Source organism: Pannonibacter phragmitetus, assembly GCF_050510895.1.
In the GTDB taxonomy this organism is placed as follows: Bacteria; Pseudomonadota; Alphaproteobacteria; order Rhizobiales; family Stappiaceae; genus Pannonibacter; species Pannonibacter phragmitetus_B.
Window position 1 is genome coordinate 3,535,372 of sequence record NZ_JBNINT010000001.1, and the last position, 18,741, is coordinate 3,554,112.

Genomic DNA, 18,741 nt, shown 5'->3' on the forward strand with positions numbered 1-18,741 from the left:
GTTAAATCAAGACTGCAATTCGTCCATTTTCATTAACCTGCGATAAACTTACTCTGCGTGCTAAGGTCTTTCCCTTAGGGGACAACCAAGACAGCATGCCTGACAGGCCCGTTGAGCAAAGCAGCTACTTGGCCTATCCCATCATCCGGCGCAGCGTGTCATCCCGCAGCACGAAATGGTGATGCAGTGCCGCTCCGATATGCAAGAAGACGAGCGCAGTGAAAGCCAGCCCCATCGCCATGTGCACACTGAAGAGACTGGCGGCCAGTTCCCGGTCCTGTCCTGTCAGCGGCGGCAGAGTGAAGAGCCCAAAAACCTGAATTGTTGCGCCATAGGCAGAGGTTGCCACCCACCCGACAAGCGGATTGAGAAGCAGAAACCCATAAAGCAGGACATGGACAGTCTCAGCCGCCCGGCGCTGCCAGACAGGCATGGTATCTGGCAAAGGCTGTGGCGGATGCCGGAGCCGCCAGAAAAGCCGTGCCAGCGTCAACGCCATCAGCACCACCCCAACCGAGCGGTGAAAATCGAACAGGCTGTTCTGCAGGCTGCCGGGGCCGACGCGGATCATGACAAACCCGGCTGGCACCATGGCCAGCACGAGCCCCGCCGTTACCCCGTGAAACAGGCGGGCGCCGCCGCCATACCGGAACGTATCCGTGCTCATTAAAGCCTCTCCCTATGCCTTCGCGTCACACAGGATCGCATGCGTTGCGCCGAAGGCAAGGCCTGTCACGATTACGTGAGCCCTGCATCGGAAAGCCTCCGGCATGCGTATGGTCGACAAAGGCAAGGTAAACCCAATTTACCTCTGCTAAAACTGGTTCGGAGGCGAACTTCGGAACAGAGCGTGCCAGAGCGGCGCTTGAGTATGTCAGGGCAGAATGCAGCGGCATTACTGAACCTGAACCCAGAGGGTGGAGAGGCGCAAGGTGAGGTCAACACGGATGCCAGCGGCCCTGACGGCAGGCCAAACGAAGCAGACGGTCACGCAAGCGGCACCGCTTCGGCCTCAGCGTGATCCAGCGCTCCGCCTGACCTCCTTTGCTGATGACGAGGATTGGCGCGCCGTGCTGGCAGCAGCCCGTGCGCCTGGCACCCCACTGCCGCAAAGGTGGGAGAGCCTGTTTGGCCCGCTGATTCACCTGAAGCCGGATGAAACGCGCGTGGTTGGCCAGCTTGGGCAATCGCTCGACGGGCGCATTGCCACCGTTAGCGGTCATTCCAAATATATCAACGGCTTCGGCTGCCTATCGCATTTGCACCGGTTGCGTGCGGTCTGCGACGTGGTGGTGGTTGGCGCCGGAACCGCCATTGCCGATGATCCGCAGCTGAATGTGCGCCTTGTGGAAGGGCCGAATCCGGCCCGTGCGATTATTGATCCGAGTGGCCGCGTGCCGAGAGACCTGCGCCTGTTCGACGACGACGGCGTACGCCGCATCATCATAACGGCAGCAGACACCCAGGGAGACTGGCCGGAAGGGGTGGAGGTGCTGCGGCTGGCGCGGCTCGCCGGCGGCGGGCTATGCCCCTTGGCCATTGTGAAGGCGCTGGCTAAGGCAGGCTTGCGCCGTATCCTGATCGAAGGCGGCAGTCAGACGATTTCCCGCTTCATCACCGCCCGCGCGCTTGACCGGCTGCATCTGCTTATCGCACCGATGATCATCGGTGCGGGGAAAATGGGCCTGGAGCTTTCACCGATCCAGACGCTGCAGGAAGCCCTGCGCCCGCGCATGACAGCCCATCAGGCTGGTGACGAGGTGCTGCTCGACTGCGATCTGCGGTCCTGTGAAATTTATTCCTGATACCATGGCTTTCGATGCTTCCGCATCAAGCCTCAAAATTGCTCATCCTCCGCACGGGCTTGACCCGCTCTCTGTAAGCCAAGCTCACGGAGAGCTGGCATGAGGCAGCGCAGCAATGTCTAGATGGCCAACCTGAAGGCTTGAACGGCCGGCGGCGATTTCTGCCAGACGGAAGGCCAGCCAGCTTGCCAGGCCGGCAGCATCGGCCCCCATCTCCCGGGCGGCCTCGGCCCAGCCGCGCACAAGCTCTTCCTGAAAGGCACCATGCTCTGGCCCTGCCTGCCAGTCGGAAGTGCCCTGCACCACCCGGTAGCCTGCCTTCTCGAAAGCACGCGCGACATAAGCGGCAGCCGCCGGGCCCAAAGCCGGGCCAAAGCCTTTGTCTGTCTGCTGATGCGCATTCATCGCAAGGCGCACGGTCTCATCCAGCGGATGGGGCGGGAAACAGGAAGCCCGGCCATCATAGGTGAGACTGGCGAGAAAAGGCTTATTCGCGGCACTGACTGCGGCAACAAGAGCGTCAGCAAATCCTGCCGTGACCAGATCCAGAAAGGCCGATGTGGTCACCCCATCCGTGGCCGCCAGATCAAGGCCTCCGAAACCTGAGGCAAGATCCGTCTCCCGGCACTCGATGATGACGCCGGAGGGCCCGGCCAGACGGGCCCTGGCTGCGGCCAGAAGGGCTGGGTCATGATCGGTCAGCAGCCACTGCTGGTTCAGGGCGAGCCTGGGCGCAAGTGCAGCCACGGTTGCGCCGGTGCCGCTGGCCAGATCCGTCAGATGCGGCGGGCGCCCCTGCGGCAGGGCGTCAAGAAACACCGCTTCCACTGCAGCACTGCGCGCTGCCTCATCAAGGGGGAGCGCAATGCCAGCCACTCAGCCGAAAATCCGGCCATCTGTCGTTCCTCTCTCCTGATTACGCCGGGATGCGCAGTGCAGCAGCGTCGAGCGCATCCGAGAAATGGTGTGCCGCCTCTGTCCAGTCAGGCATCAGCTCTGCCGCCGCGCGTGCCTTTGCCGCCAGCTGCAGGCGCAAGGCACTGTCTGCCATCAGACTGCACAGCGCTCCCCGCAACTCCTCTACGCTGCCGGGCTGAACATAGATCCCGCCTCCACCGGACAGGCTGCGCTCCACCGCCGGGCCGCCGCTGCCGATAACCGGCAGGCCACGGGCCAGCGCTTCGGTGAAAGCCATGCCGAAGCCCTCATAGTGGCTGGCGAGCACGAAAAGGTCTGCCGCAGCATAGGCGGCCTCCAGCACGGAGCTTGGCAGAGCCCCATGCAGGGTGACCCGGCCCTCCAGCCCGCACGCCGCAATCTGCCGCCTCAGTGCAGCGTGGCATGCTTCGTCCAGAAAGCCGCCCGCGATTTCCAGCCGCCAGTCAAACTTCGTTAGCCCCGCCAGCGCCTCCACCAGCACGTCATGGCCCTTGCGCGGCACGATGGAGCCGACCGACAGAAGCCGCAAGGCTGGCCCGCCGCTGCCCACTGCCTGCGGCGCCCGGTCCGTGCCCGGCTCCACCACATGCAGATGGGCAGACGGCACGGCGAAAAGCTCACGCACGCGTGCTGCCGTCGCGTGGCTGGTGACGATCACTTCATGGGCATGACGCAAGGCCTCGCGTTCGGCAGTCTCAAGCTGACCGGCGAGCTGCGGGGCGAGACCGCTTTCGAGGCACAGCGGGTGATGCAACAGGCAGACGAGCGTCATCCGCGGCGCAAGACGCGCTGCGACAGCCCCCAGCACCGCATATGCAAGGCCATCCACCACCAGAAGCGTGCCGTCCGGCAGTGCCTCAAGGGCCGCTTCAGCTTTGCGCAGCACTTCCGGCTCCGGGCAGGGAAATCCCGCCCCCAATTCCAGAAGCTTCACATCCCGGCCAAGCTCCCCGAGCCCGGCGATGATGCGCCGGTCATAGCCATAGCCTCCGGTCGGCATATCGAGATTGCCCGGAAAGGCAAAGACGATCGGGGCTTTGGGGGCAAAGGCCACATTTGTCATGCCACAGGCGCCTCATACCAGGCCCGGGCCACATGCGACTCAGAGATGGTCACCCGGATCGCCCGGATTTCAGCACCGGGACGGCCGAGCCGGCTGTCCCTTGCGGCCTGCGCCAGATGGTCATGCACGTGCTTGGTCAGGAATTCTGTCGTCGTGTTGATCCCGGCGAATTCCGGCACCTCATCAAGGTTGCGGTAGTTCAGTGGCGACAGCACTTCCTTCAGCGCCTCATGGGCTCGGCCGATATCGATCACAACGCCATTGGCATCAAGGCTGTCCGCAAGAAAGGCGGCATCGACCACGAAAGTCGCCCCATGCAGCGCCTGTGCCGGGCCAAACAGCTCACCCTTGAAGGAGTGGGCAATCATCACGTGGTCGCGGACTTCAACGGCAAACATTCACTCACTCCGGTTGATCATAAACGACAAGCGGCGCCAGAGCCGAACGGTCATGCAACAGAACATGCGGCAGGCACTCGGGCAGGCGGGCAAAGGGAAGGCGGGGTGCAGCAGCGCATCGAGGCGGTCATCTGCCAGCAGCGCAAGGGCCGTTTCCAGCCGTCGGCGGAAGGTCCAGCGGTTGCGGCGCTGCGGGGGATGCGCCCGACCTGCGTGGATTTCAGCACCAGCCGGCGGCTGTGAAAATCCGCCCCGAGTGGCACCGATACCGGCTTCGCGCCGTACCAGCTCAGCTCCAGCACGGTTGCTTCATCCCCGGCACAGGTGAGCGCAGTGGCCAGCCCTTCGGGCGAAGCGCTGGCATGGATGACGAGATCCTGATCCCCTGGCGCCTCTGCGGGCGCAGCAAAGCCTGCCCCGAAGGACGCAGCAATCTTTGCACGGGTGGGATCAACATCCACCAGAGTGACGCGGGTGCCGGGAATCCCGGCCGCCAGAAAGACGCAGAGCAGCCCCAGAACGCCTCCTCCGACGACGCAGATGTGGTCACCGGGCGCAGGAGCTCCGTCCCACAGAGCGTTGAGCGCGGTTTCCATATTGGCCGCCAGAATGGCCCGCTCCGCCGGGATACCCTCCGGCACAGGCACCAGCATCTCAAGCGGTGCATCAAACACGTCCTGATGGGGATGCAGGCAGAAGACGGTCTTGCCCAGAAGCGCTGGCGCCCCTGCCTCGACACAGGCAACGGCGGCATAGCCATACTTGACCGGAAAGGGAAAGGCTCCGCCCTGCAGCGGCGCGCGCATGCGCTGCCATTCAGCTTCGGGCACAAGCCCGCTCAGCACCAGCCGCTCCGTGCCCCGGCTGACACCGCTTGCCAGCGTGCGCAAGCGGACGCGGCCTTGCTCAAGCAGCGGCAGAGGCTCGGAGCGCAGTTGGCAAGCGCCGCTCTCCACATACCAGAGCGCCGTGGCTGTCTGCTGTCGGTCCCAGGCATCCTGCTCAGCGGTCATCCGGCTTGTCCTGCAATTGGCTTGTCTGATCTCTTATACGCAGGGTGGCACAGACTGGAGCAGCCCGAACAGGCTCTAAAGGCAGAAAATCTGCGCTCGCATGAAGATCAGACGAAAACACCCTGCCGGGAAGGCCCGGCAGGGTGTTCAAAAACTCGGTCATTCAGGCGCTTTGGGCTGCGGCCGCCAGTTCCGGCCGGTCAGGCCGCGTTCGAAGACGTCTGCGGCTGGGTCAGAAGCGCAAAAGCTGCCTGGGCATCAATGGCCGTGCGCAGGCCGCTCGCAACCTTGGTATCACGCAGCTGCCGGGCGATCCGGGCCAGCGCCTTCAGATGATCCGCACCGGCCCCTCCGGGGCCAGCAGCAGGAAGATGAGATCGACCGGCTGGTCGTCCAGCGCATCGAAGTCGATCGGCTTCTCCATCCTTGCGAAGAATCCAACCAGCTTGTCGAGTTTCACCAGCTTGCCATGGGGAATGGCAACGCCATGCCCAACGCCGGTGGACCCAAGCCGCTCACGCTGCAGCAGCGTGTCGAAGATCTCGCGCTCGGACAGGCCGGTCAGTTCAGCGGCCTTGGTGGCCAGCTCCTGAATAGCCTGCTTCTTGCTGCTCGCCTTCAAACCGACGACAACCGCTTCCTGAGATATCAGATCGCTCAGATCCATCATTCTTTTCCGTTTGGTCCTCAAAGCGCTCCCGGCAGGTTGCCCCGCCGGGAGTGCAGAACTTGAGGACAAGATGGCCTAGTTGGCCGCCTGCTGTCCAATCAAGGCTGGGTCAATCCAGCCAATGTTTCCGTCCGGACGCCGGTAGACGACGTTTACGCCGCCATTCGCAGCGCTCTTGAAGACGACGACCGGGGCTTCGGACAGATCCAGTTCCATGACCGCCATGCCGACGGTGAGGGTCTTGATCCGTGCCGAGGTCTCGGCGATGACCAGCGGATTGAAGTCCGCCGGAACTTCCTCTTCCTCCTCGGGCAAGGCCAGCACGTAGGACGCTGCCTCGTAGAATTCACGCTGCGCGCCATTGGCTACGCTGTGATGCGCCTTAAGCTTGCGCTTGTACCGGCGCAGCCGCTTTTCAATTCTGTCCGCCGCGCGGTCAAAGCTTGCGCGCGGGTCGTGGTCCTCTCCGGACACCTGCAACACGATCCCCGTGTCGAGATGCAGCGAGCATTCCGTCTTGAAGCCCGCGCCTTCGCGCGTCAGCGTGACGTGCCCGTTAAACCCCCGTCGAAATACTTCGACAGGGCGTCGGCGATCCGGTCGTTGACATGGACGCGCATTGCATCGCCAATATCAACGTTCTTACCCGAAATCCGCAATGTCATGGGGACCTCTTCTTGTTCCATGGACCGTTTCCTGCCGGCCGGAGCCGGCTCACGGGGCTGTTACCCCCGGACGGATCAGCATGACCCAATTGGCACTTCGGCGCCACACCCTGACATTGCTTTCGCGGCCGGTGCTATAGGCGGCACTGCCCGTAAAGTCAATTGGCGGCTCTGACAGCCTCAGTGGCCGGGCGGATCAAACCTCCCGTCCAAAACATATAGGATCACAATTTGGCTTTGTGAGCACCTACTGGACGAGAGTGCGATTAATTTTTGCTGTCTTTAGGACAAGCCCTTCTTTTCCCTGCGTCTTTGCACGGAAGAACCCAGGTTCATCGCCTCGCGGTATTTGGCCACAGTGCGGCGGGCGATGTCCACGCCATCGTCCTTGAGGCGCTTCACGATGGTGTCGTCGGAAAGAATATCGTCCGGCGATTCGGCATCGATCATCTGTTTGATGCGGTGGCGCACAGCTTCGGCCGAATGGGCATCCCCCTTCCGTTGCCGAAATGGCGGAAGAGAAGAAGTACTTCAGCTCGAAGATGCCACGCGGTGTCGCCATGTACTTGTTGGACGTGACACGGCTGATGGTGGACTCATGCATGCCGATGGCATCGGCAATGGTCTTGAGGTTGAGCGGCCTCAGGTGCTCAATGCCGTAAGTCAGAAAACCGTCCTGCTGGCGCACGATCTCCGTTGCCACTTTCAAAATGGTCTTGGCACGCTGATCGAGGCTCTTCACCAGCCAGTTGGCGGTCTGCATGCAATCGGTCAGATAGCTGCGCTCGGTCTCGTTGCGGGCATTGCGGGTGATGGAGGCGAAATAGGTCTGGTTGACCAGGACACGCGGCAAGGTGTCGGTGTTCAGTTCCACCGTCCAGCCCCGTCCGAGGCAGGGCGCACAAGCACGTCCGGCACCATGGGCTGCACGATAGAGGAGCCATAGGCCCGGCCGGGCCGCGGGTCCAGCGCCTTGATCTCTGCGATCATGTCAGCAAGGTCTTCCTCATCCACCCCGCAGATGCGGCGCAGCGCCGGATAGTCATGCCGCGCCAGCAGCTCGATGTGAGCGATCATGGCTTCCATTGCCGGATCGAAGCGGTTGCGCTCCTTCAACTGCAGGGCGAGGCACTCGGCCAGTGAGCGGGCAAAGACGCCGGAAGGCTCGAAACCCTGCATCACGGCAAGAACGGCCTCGATGCGCGCTGCCGGAATGCCGAGTTGCGCAGCGGTTTCCTCCAGATCGAGATGCAGATAGCCGTTCTCATCAAGGCTGTTGATCAGGTGCTGTCCGATGATCTTGTCGACTGGATCGGCGAAAGCCAGATGCATCTGATCCATCAGCACCTGAATGAGGGATTCTTCCTCCGCCACGAAGGCTTCGAGATTATAGTCCTCGGAGGAGGCCGAGCTGCTGGCCCGGTGGCTGTCGATACCCAGAAGCGAGGCCGGTTCCGGCGCTGCGGACACGCCGGGCTCATCTGGAAATACGTTGCCCAGATCGGTGTCCATCTGCGACGCGATGGCCTCGGCCTGCGGCTCAAGGTCGCTTTTCAGCCATTCGGAGGGAGCGCCGTCACTGCTGCTGAATTCGCCGCCGCCAGCCTCGAAATCATCGCCACCGGACGCATCATGGGCACCGTCATGATCGCCGCCCTGCCCGTCTGCCGCACCGGAGCCGTCGCCGTTTTCCGTGCGCTCCAGCAAGGGGTTACGCTCCAGCTCCGCCTCAACATAGGCAACCAGATCGAGATTGGACATTTGCAGCAGCTTGATCGCCTGCATGAGCTGCGGCGTCATGATCAGCGACTGGCTTTGCCGCATCTCAAGCTTGGTCGAGATTGCCATGGGCGGGGGGCGTTTCCTATCCTGGTGCTTTTTGGTCCGTTTCTTGCTTATAACCCAGCACCAGCGCCCTGTTCAAAGCGTAAATTGCTCTCCGAGGTAAAGACGGCGCACATCCGGGTCCGCCACGATGTCATGCGGCGCGCCCTCTGTCAGCACTTCTCCCGAGGCAATGATATAGGCACGGTCAATGAGGCCAAGCGTTTCACGGACATTATGGTCCGTAATCAGCACGCCGATGCCGCGCTGGGTGAGATGGCGCACCAGCTGCTGGATGTCGCCAACGGCGATGGGATCGATACCGGCGAAGGGCTCGTCCAGCAGCATGAAGGACGGGCGGGTTGCAAGCGCTCGGGCAATTTCCACGCGGCGGCGCTCGCCGCCAGACAGGGCGATGGAGGGAGATTTGCGCAGATGGGTAAGGCCGAATTCGGCCAGAAGCTCATCCAGGTCCGCTTCGCGCTGACGCTTGTCCGGCTCCACCACTTCCAGCACGGCGCGGATGTTGTCTTCCACGTTGAGGCCGCGGAAGATCGACGCTTCCTGAGGCAGATAGCCGATGCCGAGACGGGCGCGGCGGTACATGGGCAGGCTGGTGATATCAAAGCCGGACAGAGTGATCTGCCCCTGATCCGGGCGAATGAGGCCCGTGATCATATAGAACGTTGTCGTCTTGCCCGCCCCGTTTGGCCCCAGCAGCCCGACGGACTCACCCGGATTGACCGTTAGCGACACGTATTTGACCACCTGGCGCTTGCGGTAGCTTTTGCCGATGCCTTCGACCGTCAATGCGCCGCCGGCGTAGGCTTCGTCGGATTCGGGTCCGGCGGCGTCACGGCCGGAGAAGGGGAAGGGCAACCATTTCACGCGGGAAGCATCCTCACGGTAAGAGACAACTCTTGCACACATGCTGGGTCAGCCAGCCGCCGCTCTCCCTCACGGCGGATGACTTGATCAGTTTCCTGCGGGCGGAGTGTTATTCAGGCTGTTGGGCTGAATGAGGACCTTCACACGGCCGGATTTGGGCGCTTCGAGATCCGCCTGACCGGTAGTGAGATTGACCGTCAGCTTGTTGCCGACAACCACGTTCGGCCCCTGGCTGAGCACGACCTCACGGCCGGTCATCACCATCATGTTTGTGGCCATGTCGAAGTCGGCTTCATCCCCCGTTGCCGTCTGGTCTTTCGAGGTGATGAAAACACGGCCCGAAGCTTCGAGGCGGGAAATATCCTGCTGCGCCCCCTGGGTGGCCGAACCATCGTAGAAGACCTTCAGACGCTGGGTCTTCAGCGTGGTCTCACCCTGCACCACGACCACGTCGCCAGTGAAGGTTGCCACCTTGGAATTATCCTCGACCTGAAGCTCCTTGGCTTCGATCTGGATTGGCTTGTCGTTGTCCTGGCCGAAGCCCTGAAACGCATTGTTGAAGGTCTGGGCGGAGGCCCCGACGGGTACAATCGCCAATGCGGCGAGGGTCAGCAAAGTCCTGATACCCTTCATTGCGGGTTCTCCGTTTTGTCGGCGCCGGGTCTAAGCACCATCTTGATACCATCAGTGAAACGGGCAATGCCATTTTCCTGATCATATGTGAAGCCATTGGCCTGAATATCGCCGCCTTTCGACTGCACCTGCATCGCCCTGTCGGTCACGACTGCACCCGTCTTCATGTCCACATCTACACGCTGGAACTCGATGGCGTATTTGCCGCTCCAGTTGATCCTGACATTTTCGAACAGCTGCAGCGTCTCGGCGCTGCTGTCATAGGTGCCCTTGTCGGACGTGATCTCCGCTTTTTCTTCCGGATTGGAGACGATTTCGGCCGTGATCATTTCCAGGTCAATGATGCGCGGATTGGTGAGGCGCTGAATGGCCCGCTCTGCCAACACCTTGTAGGTGCGTTCGCCGTCGTTGCCGGACAACTCCGGACGGTCCATGACCAGCCCGTCCGAGGTCAGCGTCACGTTGCCGATGCCAAGGCTGTTCAGAAGATTGAAGACGAAGATCAGCCCGCCCATGCCCAGCAGTACGACAAGCCCAAGCACAGGCAGCAGGATGCGAAGAGCACGCACGCGGCCTGAATGACGCCGCGCGTTCACGCGGGCCTTGTTGACCCGCCCATCTGCTGCATCCCCGGAGCGCTGTGTCGTCTGATCCATCTTCTCTCCCGGCCCACGGCCGCGCCAAATCATCATGCGAGTCACTCCCGCGAGGGGGTGTCACATTCACCTGACGCCGGCTTGCGCCGGTTTCATGGCAGCACCCACAGGCTCACCGCACCGTGATCACGCACCTGCACGCCATGCGGGACCTGCGTCACCCAGCCATCCTGGAATGTAACCGCATATGGGGTATGCGACGAACGTTAAAAAGATGCAACGCAGCACCAATCACCCGACTGGCAGCGTCTGTTCAGCTATGTGCAAAAATATCCTGCTCTTCCCAACCAAGCAGATCAAGGCGCGCACGGGTGGGAAGGAACTCGAAACAGGCCTGCGCGAAGCCGGTGCGCTCTTCCCGTTCAAGCATCTTCTGCAACTGCGCGCGCAGGGCATGAAGGTGCAGCACGTCAGATGCGGCATAAGCAAGCTGTGCGTCCGTCAGCGTTTCGGCGGCCCAATCAGAGCTTTGCTGCTGCTTTGACAGGTCCACGCCCACCAGTTCACGGGTGATGTCCTTCAGGCCATGACGGTCTGTATAGGTGCGCACCAGCTTGGAGGCGATCTTGGTGCACCAGACCGGCGAGACGGTGATGCCGAGATACTGGTAGAGCACCGCCAGATCAAAGCGGGCGAAGTGGAAGATCTTCACCTTTGCCGGGTCGGTGAACAGACGGGCGAGGTTCGGAGCCGACTTCTGGCCACGGGCGATCTGCACCACATCTGCCGTGCCATCGCCGGGCGACAGCTGCACCACGCACAGCCGGTCACGGTGCGGGTTGAGGCCCAGGGTTTCCGTGTCCACTGCGACAGCCTCCACCCCTCGTAGTGGGAAAGGTCCGGCAGGTCGTTCTTGTGGTAACGGATGGTCATGGGCTGAAATCCTGAAGTTGCGTCGGGTTCTTTCACCACATTCCCTTGAAGCGGGCAAGATCCGGCATCGTATCAAGGAACGTCAGAAAGCGAAAAGGCCCGCTTTCGCGGACCTTTTCGATCTGGACCTTGGTAGTGATCCAGAAATTTGGTGCCCAGGAGAGGACTCGAACCTCCACGCCTTGTGAGCGCTAGTACCTGAAACTAGTGCGTCTACCAATTCCGCCACCTGGGCTGTGAGGAGGGCTTTTAGGGGGCTTCCGGAGCTTGTCAATCGTCCTTTTGAGAGAAAAATGCATTTGCACACATGCCGCCTTCACAGGCGCAGAGCAAAGGGCTAAGAACCCTAGGTGCGCCGCCATCCGGGCGGCCCATTGCTTCAAGTGACGCGACAAGGAGCCGGCCGCTATGCATTCGGCGCTCAATGGAAAACTCGTTACCGTCTTCGGTGCTTCCGGCTTTCTCGGCCGCCATGTGGTGCTTGCACTGGCACGCCGCGGTTACCGGATTCGTGCGGCTGTGCGCCGTCCGGATCTGGCCGAGCACCTGCAGCCGCTGGGCGGCGTTGGCCAAATCATGCCGGTTCAGGCGAACCTGCGTTACCGCTGGTCTGTAGACCGCGCCGTCGAGGGGCGGATGCGGTCGTCAATCTGGTGGGGATTCTCCATCAGTCTGGCCGTCAGAGCTTTGATGCCGTGCAGGGCTTCGGTCCGCGCGCCATTGCGGAAGCAGCCCGCGCTGCGGGACTGAACAGCATTGTCCACGTCTCGGCCATCGGCGCTGATGCGGCATCACCTGCCGCATATGCCCGCTCAAAGGCAGCGGGTGAGGCTGGCGTTCTGGAGACGCTGCCGGACAGCGTCATCCTCCGCCCGTCCATCGTGTTCGGTCCGGAAGATGACTTCTTCAACCGCTTCGCCGCCATGGCACGCATGTCCCCGGTTCTGCCGCTCGTCGGCGGCGGGGCAACGAAGTTCCAGCCGGTCTATGTGGGCGATGTTGCAGCTGCGGTTGCCAAGGCTGTGGACGGCGGCTGCAAGCCGGGCGCTGTCTATGAGCTGGGCGGCCCGGAAGTGAAGAGCTTCAAGGAATGCCTTGAGCTGATGCTGGAGATCACCCGCCGCAAGCGGCTGCTGCTGCCGCTCCCCTTGGCGTGGCCGAAATGCAGGCACGCGTCCTTCAGCTGCTGCCCAAGCCGCTGCTGACCGTGGACCAGGTGAAGATGCTGCGTGTGGACAACGTTGTTTCGGCTGCCGCCGAATCGGAAGGCCGCACGCTGGCCGGACTCGGTGTCAATCCGTCCTCGCTGGCAGCCATTCTGCCGTCCTATCTGACCCGCTTCCGCGAGCACGGTCAGTATGATGCCCACCGCGTGGCCTGAAGGGCCACGCAAATTAAGGCTCTGGGTGGCCTGAAAGGCCACGCAAAGAGGGCATCCGGGCCAGAGAGGCCGCGCAACAAGGTTGAGTTTTGCAGGGGCGTCATCTGACGCCCCTGTCCTTTTGGGCCGCGGCTCGATCCAGTGACCCGATGATGTGAGCCCCACATCCTTGAGCAGCCTCTCGTCCAGATGGGCGATGTTGCGGCGGCGGCGGCGGCGCAGACGCTCCTCATGCAACCAGCTGCCAATGTGCCCAAGAAGCCCTGCCAGAAATGGCAGAAACCCTGACTCTACCGGTGCCTTGCGGTCTGATGTGCCGTTCCCATTCATGATCCTGCCTCCTTTCAAGCCCCTCCTGCGGGGCCAGTGAAAGCAAGGATGCCAGCCCAAACCTGACAGCTGCGAGTCAGGTTTGATCCTGTTATGTTCTCATTCTGATTCTTTTTGTTTTCTGAGAACCGGCAGGCTGACATGAACCCGATTGAACGTGCCCTGGGCATCCTGTTGCTGCTTGGCAGCGGAAAGCTGGTGACGGCCACAGCCCTGTCGGAGCGCTTCCAGGTGTCTTTGCGCACCATCTACCGGGATGTGGACCGGCTGGTCGCGCTTGGCGTACCGGTGGAAGCAGAGCGCGGCGCGGAGGGCGGGTACCGCCTTGCAAAAGGGTATATACAGCCGCCGGTCGCCCTGACGCGCCGCGAGACGGCGGCGCTGCTCATCGTGCTGTCGGTGGCACGCGGCCTGCGCACCACGCCGCTGGCCGCCGATCTTGAAACGGCGGAGCGCAAGCTCGTCGCCTCCCTGCCCCGGCCGGCGCAGGACCTGCTGGCAAACGGCGAACGAGATCGTCGGAGTCGAGCCGCTGCCTGCGGACATCTTCCATGATCTCGCCATCCATCGAGCCCAATACGGGCTGGCAGGAGGCGCTGGACCGGTTCATGGAAGGGCTTCTGGAGGGGCGGCGTGTGCGCTTCGAGCACAACAATCCGAGCCGGACGGAACCCCGTGCCCATGAGGTGGAGCCGCTGGGTGTCATCTTCGACCGGGATCTGTGGTATCTGGCGGGGCGCTCCGTCGAGGCGGATGACCTCAGGATCTACCGGGCAGACCGGATCTTCAACATAGAGGTGAGCGGCCTGCGTTTCCGTCCGCCGAAAGAGTTTTCAGTGCAAGCCCTGCTGAACGGTGCCTGGTTGTCACGCGCAATGCGCCGCTGGCAGTCGGAGGACCCGACCGGCATCATTCTGGTAACCGCCGAACAGGCCCGCACGCTGGCCCGGGACTGGTATTACCGGCATGCGGCGTTTTCTCCAGCGGGAAACGGAAAGGTGCGAATCACCGTTACCGACATATCAAAGGAGCGCCTGTTTCCTTTGCTGCGCTGGCTGGGCCCGGGCGCCGAGCTCATCGAGCCCAGCGCCCTCCGGCCTCTCTTCGCGGCGGAACTCGCCGCGATGTCCGCGGCCCATCAGTGATGAGCGGCGGCTTCCTCCCAGAAGCTGTTTGCCTGCCGGGCTTGTTAGCAGCCGCCCTCGGCGCGAATCAGCATTGCCACCGCGTGAATGCGGTTCTTGGCGCGCATGCGGCGCACGGCAGCGGCAATGTGGGTCTTCACTGTGGCGACGCTGATGTCGAGGCGGTGGGCGATCTGCTTGTTGATCAGACCATCCGCCAGCATGCGCATCACATCCTTCTGACGCTCGGTGAGCAGAGCCACCCGCTCCTGCGAAACCGTCAACCCGGCGACTGGCTTCGGCATCACCGGATGCAGTTCAACCGGATGGTGCCAGCTCTCCACGACTTGATCCAGCATGTGCGCTCCCTTTCGTTTCAGGCCCGTCCGGCGGCGCCTCTCGCGCAGCCACCTCCTCCCGGACCTTTTTGATGAAATGGACCATAGCCATTTAGCGGGCCTTCTGCGATATGCAAAAGTGTGTCATGTTAAACTGTAAAATCTTCGCAATTTGAGAAACCGATGGCCAGAAAGCTTTTTGCCGGACATGTGCTGCGCAAGCTGCGCGAACGGGCAGGCCTGACGCAGGTGGCTTTTGCCAGCCGGCTTGACCTGTCGCCCTCTTACGTGAACCAGCTGGAGAGCAACATCCGGCCGGTCTCCGCCTCGGTGCTGATCGCCGTCAGCCGCGAGTTCGGGGCCGACCTTGCCAGTTTCGAGGCGAGCGACCTTGACCGGCTTGTGGCCGACCTTGGCGAGGCGCTGGCGGACACACGCTTCCATGACGGCAGCGTTGGACTGCAGGACCTGAAGAGCGTTGCCACGCATACGCCGGACTTTGCCCGCGCCTTTCTGGATCTCTACGGAACCTTGCGGCGCATGAGCGAGCAGCAGGCTTCGCTGGATGATGCCATTGACGCCCATGGAGAAGGCAGCGGCCGCGGCCCGCGCATGACGCCGCCCTATGATCAAGTGCGCGACCACTTTCATTACATCGACAACTACGTCGATGCGCTGGATGTGAGCGCCGAGGAGCTCGCCAGCAAACTCGGACTTGCCTGGACACCGGACCGTTTTGGCCGGCTCAGCGCATGGCTGCGGGACACTCACGGCGTACGGGTGGACGTCACCGAACGGCAGGCAGAAGATGGCGCTATCGTCGCGTTCGACGCCCGCGCAAAGCTGGTCACGCTCGACCGGGGCCTGCCGCGTCCGGCTATGGAGTTTCAGCTCGCCTGCATCCTCGCGGATCTGACGGCGGAAAAGCTCATTTCCAGCCATGTCGAGAAGGCGGGTTTTTCCACGCTGGCGGCACGGGAGATCTGCCGCCTTGCCTTGCGCAACTATTTCGCAGGCGCCCTGCTCCTGCCATATGGCGCCTTCCTGTCCCTCGCCAAATCCTACCGGCATGATCTTGACCGGCTGATGGTGACGACGGGTGCAAGCCTTGAGCAGATTTGCCACCGGCTATCCAGCCTTCAGCGGTCAGGCGAAAAGGGCGTGCCCTTCTATTTCCTGAAGGTGGACAGAGCGGGCAATGTTATCAAGCGGCACAGCGCCACACGGTTCCAGTTCGCCCGTTACGGCGGCTCATGCCCGGTGTGGAACGTGCATGAGGCGTTTGAACTGAATGAGAACCGCGTGTCGGCTCAGGTGGGCGAGATGCCGGATGGCACGCAGTATCTCTGCCTTGCCCGCAGCATCTCCAAACCCGCCACCCGCTTCGGCGAACGCGAGCGGCGCTATGCACTTGGTCTCGGCTGCGAGCTGAAATATGCGGACATGCTGGTCTATGGCGACGAACTGGGCCTGACGGACCGGGTCAACCCTGCCCGCATCGGCATCAACTGCCGCATCTGCCCGCGGGCCAGCTGCCCGGAACGGGCCTTCCCCGCCCTCGACAAGGAAATCCAGGTGGAACGCAACTCCCGCGGCATCGTACCGTTTTCATTGCGGTGAGCGGAAGGATAGGTGAAAGGCCGGTACTGTGGAGCACACACTGGCAACAGGCACTGGGTCACCCCGGCCAAGCGGAGCGCGAGCCGGGGTCTACTCGTTTGCAGAGAGCTTCCGTTGCCTCAAGCCGCAGTGCAGAGCGAACTTAAGTTAGCCCCTGCGCCGCGCTTCAGTTTCACCGCTCTGGAAGCGAGTGGCCCCCGGATCCCGCTCCGCTGCGTCCGGGGCGACGCCGAGTCTGTGGCGAGGCAATTCCGTCTCATCCCCCTGAAACCGCTTCTCCTCAGGCCTCCCCCGTCTCGTGGGCGAAATACTTCATGTGACCTGCCCGGATGCGCTCCAGCTGCTGGCGGATGCGGGCAAGGTGGCTGCGCATCAAGGCGGCGGCAGCCTCCGCATCGCGCTGACGGATCGCTTCCAGCAGCTTGCAGTGATCGTCAAAAGCATCCTGTGAGGCAAAGGCAAGTGACAGGTACCGGACACGGTCCATGTGCGCCTTGTTCTCGCGGATCATCTCCCAGGCATGGGCGTGGCCGGCTCGTTCGCAGATCTCCTTGTGAAAGAGATCATCCAGCGCATGGAATTCCAGCGGCCGCTTGCCTATGACGGCTTCGCGCTGCTGCTCGATGATGTCTGCGAGCGCCTGGTGGTCCGTCTCCGTCAACTGGGCGCAGGCGACGCGCACGGTTTCCGCTTCAATGGCCGTGCGGATGAACTGGGCCTGGAAGACGGCGCGCTCGGAGATCACTGAAACGGATGTAGCCCGTTGCGGCCGGATATGCAGGAAGCCGAGCTTGGACAAGCGGTAGAAGGCATCACGCACCGGCTGGCGCGAAACACCCATCGCCCTGGCGACATCAATCTCTGAAATCTTGGCCCCTGGCGGCAGTTCAAGTGACAGGATCTGCCGCTGCAACTGTTCAAAAACCGCATCGGCGACGAGTGGCCTTCCGACGGGCTCTAGCGCTCGCAGGTGAAGCGAATCCGGCATTTTGTCCTCCCATTGACTCCTTTTGGATACTAGCATATTAGCTGAAATACGCTAAGAAAAGAGCCGTTCTCCGGCTTATGTCATTACTCGGGAGGAGAGCAAGCGTGGCGCTGCTGGATTCTGACAGACTGTTCCCCGTTGAACCCGGCGTTCGCAACATTGCGCGCGGTCTTTACGAAGGCGTGAAGGATCTGCCGATCATCAGCCCGCATGGTCATACGGACCCGCGCTGGTTTGCAGAAAACAACCCCTTCCCGGACCCGGCCCAGCTCTTCGTCACCCCGGATCACTACGTCTTCCGCATGCTCTGCTCGCAAGGCATAAAGCTGGAGAGCCTCGGCGTGCCGCGCGCTGACGGCGGCTGGACCGAAACTGACGGCCGCAAGATCTGGAAGATCTTCGCTTCTAACTATCACCTGTTCCGTGCCACTCCATCGCGCATGTGGCTGGATCATGCGTTCCAGGACGTTTTCGGTGTCACCAAGCGCCTGTCGGCGGAAACGGCAGACGAGATCTACGACCAGATCGCCGATTGCCTGCAACGCCCCGAGTTCCGCCCCCGCGCCCTTTTCGAGCGCTTCGGCATTGAGGTGATCGCCACCACCGAAGGCGCACTGGACGACCTGAAGTGGCACCGCATGATCCGCGAAAGCGGCTGGAAGGGCCGTGTGGTCACCGCCTACCGCCCCGATCAGGCCGTTGACCCCGAATATGCCGGCTTCACCGAGACCGTCGAGAAACTGGGCGAACTGTGCGGCACCGATGCCACCACCTGGTCCGGCTATCTGGAAGCCCACCGCATCCGCCGCGCCTACTTCAAGGAACAGGGCGGCGCCACCTCGAGCGACCACGGTCATGCCACCGCCCGCACCGAGAATCTAAGCGAAGCTGAGGCGGCTCATCTTTTCGACAAGGCGCTGCGCGGCGCATGCACTGCGGAGGAGGCAGATGCATTCCGTGGCCAGATGCTGACCGAGATGGCCCGCATGAGCATTGACGATGGCCTCGTCATGCAGATCCACTGCGGCAGCTCACGAAACCATTCCGGCCCGGTGTTGAACACCTTCGGCCGCGACAAGGGCTTCGATATTCCGAGCCGCACTGATTACGTGCGCTCGCTCAAGCCGCTGCTCGATGCAGTCGGCATGCGGGACGATGTGTCGATCATCGCCTTCACGCTGGATGAAACCACCTACTCGCGCGAGCTTGCACCGCTCGCCGGCGTGTACCCGGCCCTGAAGCTGGGCCCCGCCTGGTGGTTCTTCGACAGCCCGGAAGGGATGATGCGCTACCGCCAGCAGGTTACGGAAACAGCGGGTTTCTACAATACCGTCGGCTTCAACGACGACACCCGTGCTTTCTGTTCCATCCCCGCCCGCCACGACGTGGCCCGGCGCGTGGATTGCGCTTACCTCGCCCATCTGGTCGCCACAGGGCGGCTGGACCAGGACGAGGCGGGTGAGGTCGCCTACGACCTCACCTACAGGCTTGCCAAGCAAGCCTACCGGCTCTGAGGAGGGCCGTTCACTTGGG

General features: G+C 62.3%; 15 protein-coding genes, 1 tRNA gene and 5 pseudogenes. 6 read left to right on the plus strand and 15 right to left on the minus strand.

Features of this window, described 5'->3' with window-relative positions:
• Positions 1 to 133 precede the first annotated feature (133 nt).
• Positions 134 to 667: a cytochrome b gene (locus tag ACQB61_RS16895; RefSeq protein WP_430513565.1), complete on the minus strand. Its 534-nt coding sequence runs from the start codon at positions 665 to 667 to the stop codon at positions 134 to 136.
• Positions 668 to 932: 265 nt separating this feature from the next.
• Between ACQB61_RS16895 and ACQB61_RS16900 the strand changes: the two genes are divergently transcribed.
• Positions 933 to 1,805, plus strand: coding sequence for a RibD family protein (locus ACQB61_RS16900; RefSeq protein WP_430513566.1), 873 nt, complete (start codon positions 933 to 935; stop codon positions 1,803 to 1,805).
• Positions 1,806 to 1,889: 84 nt separating this feature from the next.
• Here the strand turns inward: ACQB61_RS16900 and ACQB61_RS16905 are convergent, their stop codons facing one another.
• From ACQB61_RS16905 to ACQB61_RS16960, 12 genes and pseudogenes are all read right to left on the minus strand, one after another.
• Entirely contained in the window at positions 1,890 to 2,681 is a 792-nt protein-coding gene (locus ACQB61_RS16905) for a hypothetical protein (protein ID WP_430513567.1), read from the minus strand.
• Positions 2,682 to 2,721: 40 nt separating this feature from the next.
• Complete coding sequence (locus ACQB61_RS16910) at positions 2,722 to 3,807, minus strand: glycosyltransferase family 4 protein (protein ID WP_430513568.1); 1,086 nt, start codon at positions 3,805 to 3,807, stop codon at positions 2,722 to 2,724.
• Positions 3,804 to 4,205 carry a 6-pyruvoyl trahydropterin synthase family protein gene (locus ACQB61_RS16915; RefSeq protein ID WP_430513569.1) on the minus strand — a complete coding sequence of 134 codons (402 nt, stop codon included), beginning with the start codon at positions 4,203 to 4,205 and terminating at the stop codon, positions 3,804 to 3,806. The genes ACQB61_RS16910 and ACQB61_RS16915 overlap by 4 nt, the downstream gene beginning before the upstream one ends.
• A 50-nt stretch (positions 4,206 to 4,255) precedes the next feature.
• Entirely contained in the window at positions 4,256 to 5,218 is a 963-nt protein-coding gene (locus ACQB61_RS16920) for a zinc-dependent alcohol dehydrogenase (RefSeq protein WP_430513570.1), read from the minus strand.
• Between the two features lie 200 nt (positions 5,219 to 5,418).
• Positions 5,419 to 5,885 (minus strand): annotated as a pseudogene (gene ptsN, locus ACQB61_RS16925) (PTS IIA-like nitrogen regulatory protein PtsN).
• Between the two features lie 78 nt (positions 5,886 to 5,963).
• Positions 5,964 to 6,553: pseudogene (hpf, locus tag ACQB61_RS16930) on the minus strand (ribosome hibernation-promoting factor, HPF/YfiA family).
• A 282-nt stretch (positions 6,554 to 6,835) separates the two neighbouring features.
• Positions 6,836 to 8,401, minus strand: a pseudogene (gene rpoN, locus ACQB61_RS16935) (RNA polymerase factor sigma-54).
• Between the two features lie 72 nt (positions 8,402 to 8,473).
• Entirely contained in the window at positions 8,474 to 9,256 is a 783-nt protein-coding gene (gene lptB, locus ACQB61_RS16940; RefSeq protein WP_019963591.1) for an LPS export ABC transporter ATP-binding protein, read from the minus strand.
• A gap of 96 nt (positions 9,257 to 9,352) precedes the next feature.
• The gene (lptA, locus tag ACQB61_RS16945; RefSeq protein ID WP_430513571.1) at positions 9,353 to 9,898 is read right to left on the minus strand and encodes a lipopolysaccharide transport periplasmic protein LptA; all 546 of its coding nucleotides are present in this window, start codon (positions 9,896 to 9,898) and stop codon (positions 9,353 to 9,355) included.
• Positions 9,895 to 10,554, minus strand: coding sequence for an LPS export ABC transporter periplasmic protein LptC (lptC, locus tag ACQB61_RS16950; protein WP_430513572.1), 660 nt, complete (start codon positions 10,552 to 10,554; stop codon positions 9,895 to 9,897). The genes lptA and lptC overlap by 4 nt, the downstream gene beginning before the upstream one ends.
• Positions 10,555 to 10,807: 253 nt before the next feature.
• Positions 10,808 to 11,427: pseudogene (locus ACQB61_RS16955) on the minus strand (ribonuclease D).
• 149 nt (positions 11,428 to 11,576) lie between these two features.
• Positions 11,577 to 11,662, minus strand: a tRNA-Leu gene (locus ACQB61_RS16960).
• A gap of 173 nt (positions 11,663 to 11,835) precedes the next feature.
• On the opposite strand from ACQB61_RS16960, the pseudogene ACQB61_RS16965 reads away from it, so the two are divergent.
• The 3 genes and pseudogenes from ACQB61_RS16965 to ACQB61_RS16975 all read left to right on the plus strand — a co-directional run bounded on the left by ACQB61_RS16965 (position 11,836) and on the right by ACQB61_RS16975 (position 14,283).
• Positions 11,836 to 12,808 (plus strand): annotated as a pseudogene (locus ACQB61_RS16965) (complex I NDUFA9 subunit family protein).
• Positions 12,809 to 13,279: 471 nt separating this feature from the next.
• Entirely contained in the window at positions 13,280 to 13,693 is a 414-nt protein-coding gene (locus ACQB61_RS16970; protein WP_430513573.1) for a helix-turn-helix transcriptional regulator, read from the plus strand.
• The gene (locus ACQB61_RS16975) at positions 13,690 to 14,283 is read left to right on the plus strand and encodes a helix-turn-helix transcriptional regulator (RefSeq protein ID WP_430513574.1); all 594 of its coding nucleotides are present in this window, start codon (positions 13,690 to 13,692) and stop codon (positions 14,281 to 14,283) included. Before ACQB61_RS16970 ends, ACQB61_RS16975 begins: the two co-directional genes overlap by 4 nt.
• Positions 14,284 to 14,327: 44 nt before the next feature.
• On the opposite strand, the gene ACQB61_RS16980 is transcribed toward ACQB61_RS16975, so the two are convergent.
• Positions 14,328 to 14,699 carry a response regulator transcription factor gene (locus ACQB61_RS16980; protein WP_430514400.1) on the minus strand — a complete coding sequence of 124 codons (372 nt, stop codon included), beginning with the start codon at positions 14,697 to 14,699 and terminating at the stop codon, positions 14,328 to 14,330.
• Between the two features lie 84 nt (positions 14,700 to 14,783).
• On the opposite strand from ACQB61_RS16980, the gene ACQB61_RS16985 reads away from it, so the two are divergent.
• Complete coding sequence (locus tag ACQB61_RS16985) at positions 14,784 to 16,220, plus strand: helix-turn-helix domain-containing protein (RefSeq protein WP_430513575.1); 1,437 nt, start codon at positions 14,784 to 14,786, stop codon at positions 16,218 to 16,220.
• A gap of 280 nt (positions 16,221 to 16,500) precedes the next feature.
• Here the strand turns inward: ACQB61_RS16985 and ACQB61_RS16990 are convergent, their stop codons facing one another.
• Positions 16,501 to 17,208, minus strand: coding sequence for a GntR family transcriptional regulator (locus ACQB61_RS16990; protein WP_430513576.1), 708 nt, complete (start codon positions 17,206 to 17,208; stop codon positions 16,501 to 16,503).
• Between the two features lie 104 nt (positions 17,209 to 17,312).
• Here ACQB61_RS16990 and uxaC point away from each other — a divergent pair, with 104 nt between their 5' ends.
• Positions 17,313 to 18,722, plus strand: coding sequence for a glucuronate isomerase (uxaC, locus tag ACQB61_RS16995; protein WP_430513577.1), 1,410 nt, complete (start codon positions 17,313 to 17,315; stop codon positions 18,720 to 18,722).
• The last annotated feature ends 19 nt before the right edge of the window (positions 18,723 to 18,741 follow it).

Coding starts and splice junctions, on each gene's coding strand:
- ACQB61_RS16895 (WP_430513565.1), bottom strand. CDS start 667: ATGAGCACGGATACGTTCCGGTATGGCGGCGGCGCCCGCCTGTTTCAC.
- ACQB61_RS16910 (WP_430513568.1), bottom strand. CDS start 3,807: ATGACAAATGTGGCCTTTGCCCCCAAAGCCCCGATCGTCTTTGCCTTT.
- ACQB61_RS16915 (WP_430513569.1), bottom strand. CDS start 4,205: ATGTTTGCCGTTGAAGTCCGCGACCACGTGATGATTGCCCACTCCTTC.
- ACQB61_RS16920 (WP_430513570.1), bottom strand. CDS start 5,218: ATGACCGCTGAGCAGGATGCCTGGGACCGACAGCAGACAGCCACGGCG.
- lptA (WP_430513571.1), bottom strand. CDS start 9,898: ATGAAGGGTATCAGGACTTTGCTGACCCTCGCCGCATTGGCGATTGTA.
- lptC (WP_430513572.1), bottom strand. CDS start 10,554: ATGGATCAGACGACACAGCGCTCCGGGGATGCAGCAGATGGGCGGGTC.
- ACQB61_RS16970 (WP_430513573.1), top strand. CDS start 13,280: ATGAACCCGATTGAACGTGCCCTGGGCATCCTGTTGCTGCTTGGCAGC.
- ACQB61_RS16975 (WP_430513574.1), top strand. CDS start 13,690: ATGATCTCGCCATCCATCGAGCCCAATACGGGCTGGCAGGAGGCGCTG.
- ACQB61_RS16985 (WP_430513575.1), top strand. CDS start 14,784: ATGGCCAGAAAGCTTTTTGCCGGACATGTGCTGCGCAAGCTGCGCGAA.
- ACQB61_RS16990 (WP_430513576.1), bottom strand. CDS start 17,208: ATGCCGGATTCGCTTCACCTGCGAGCGCTAGAGCCCGTCGGAAGGCCA.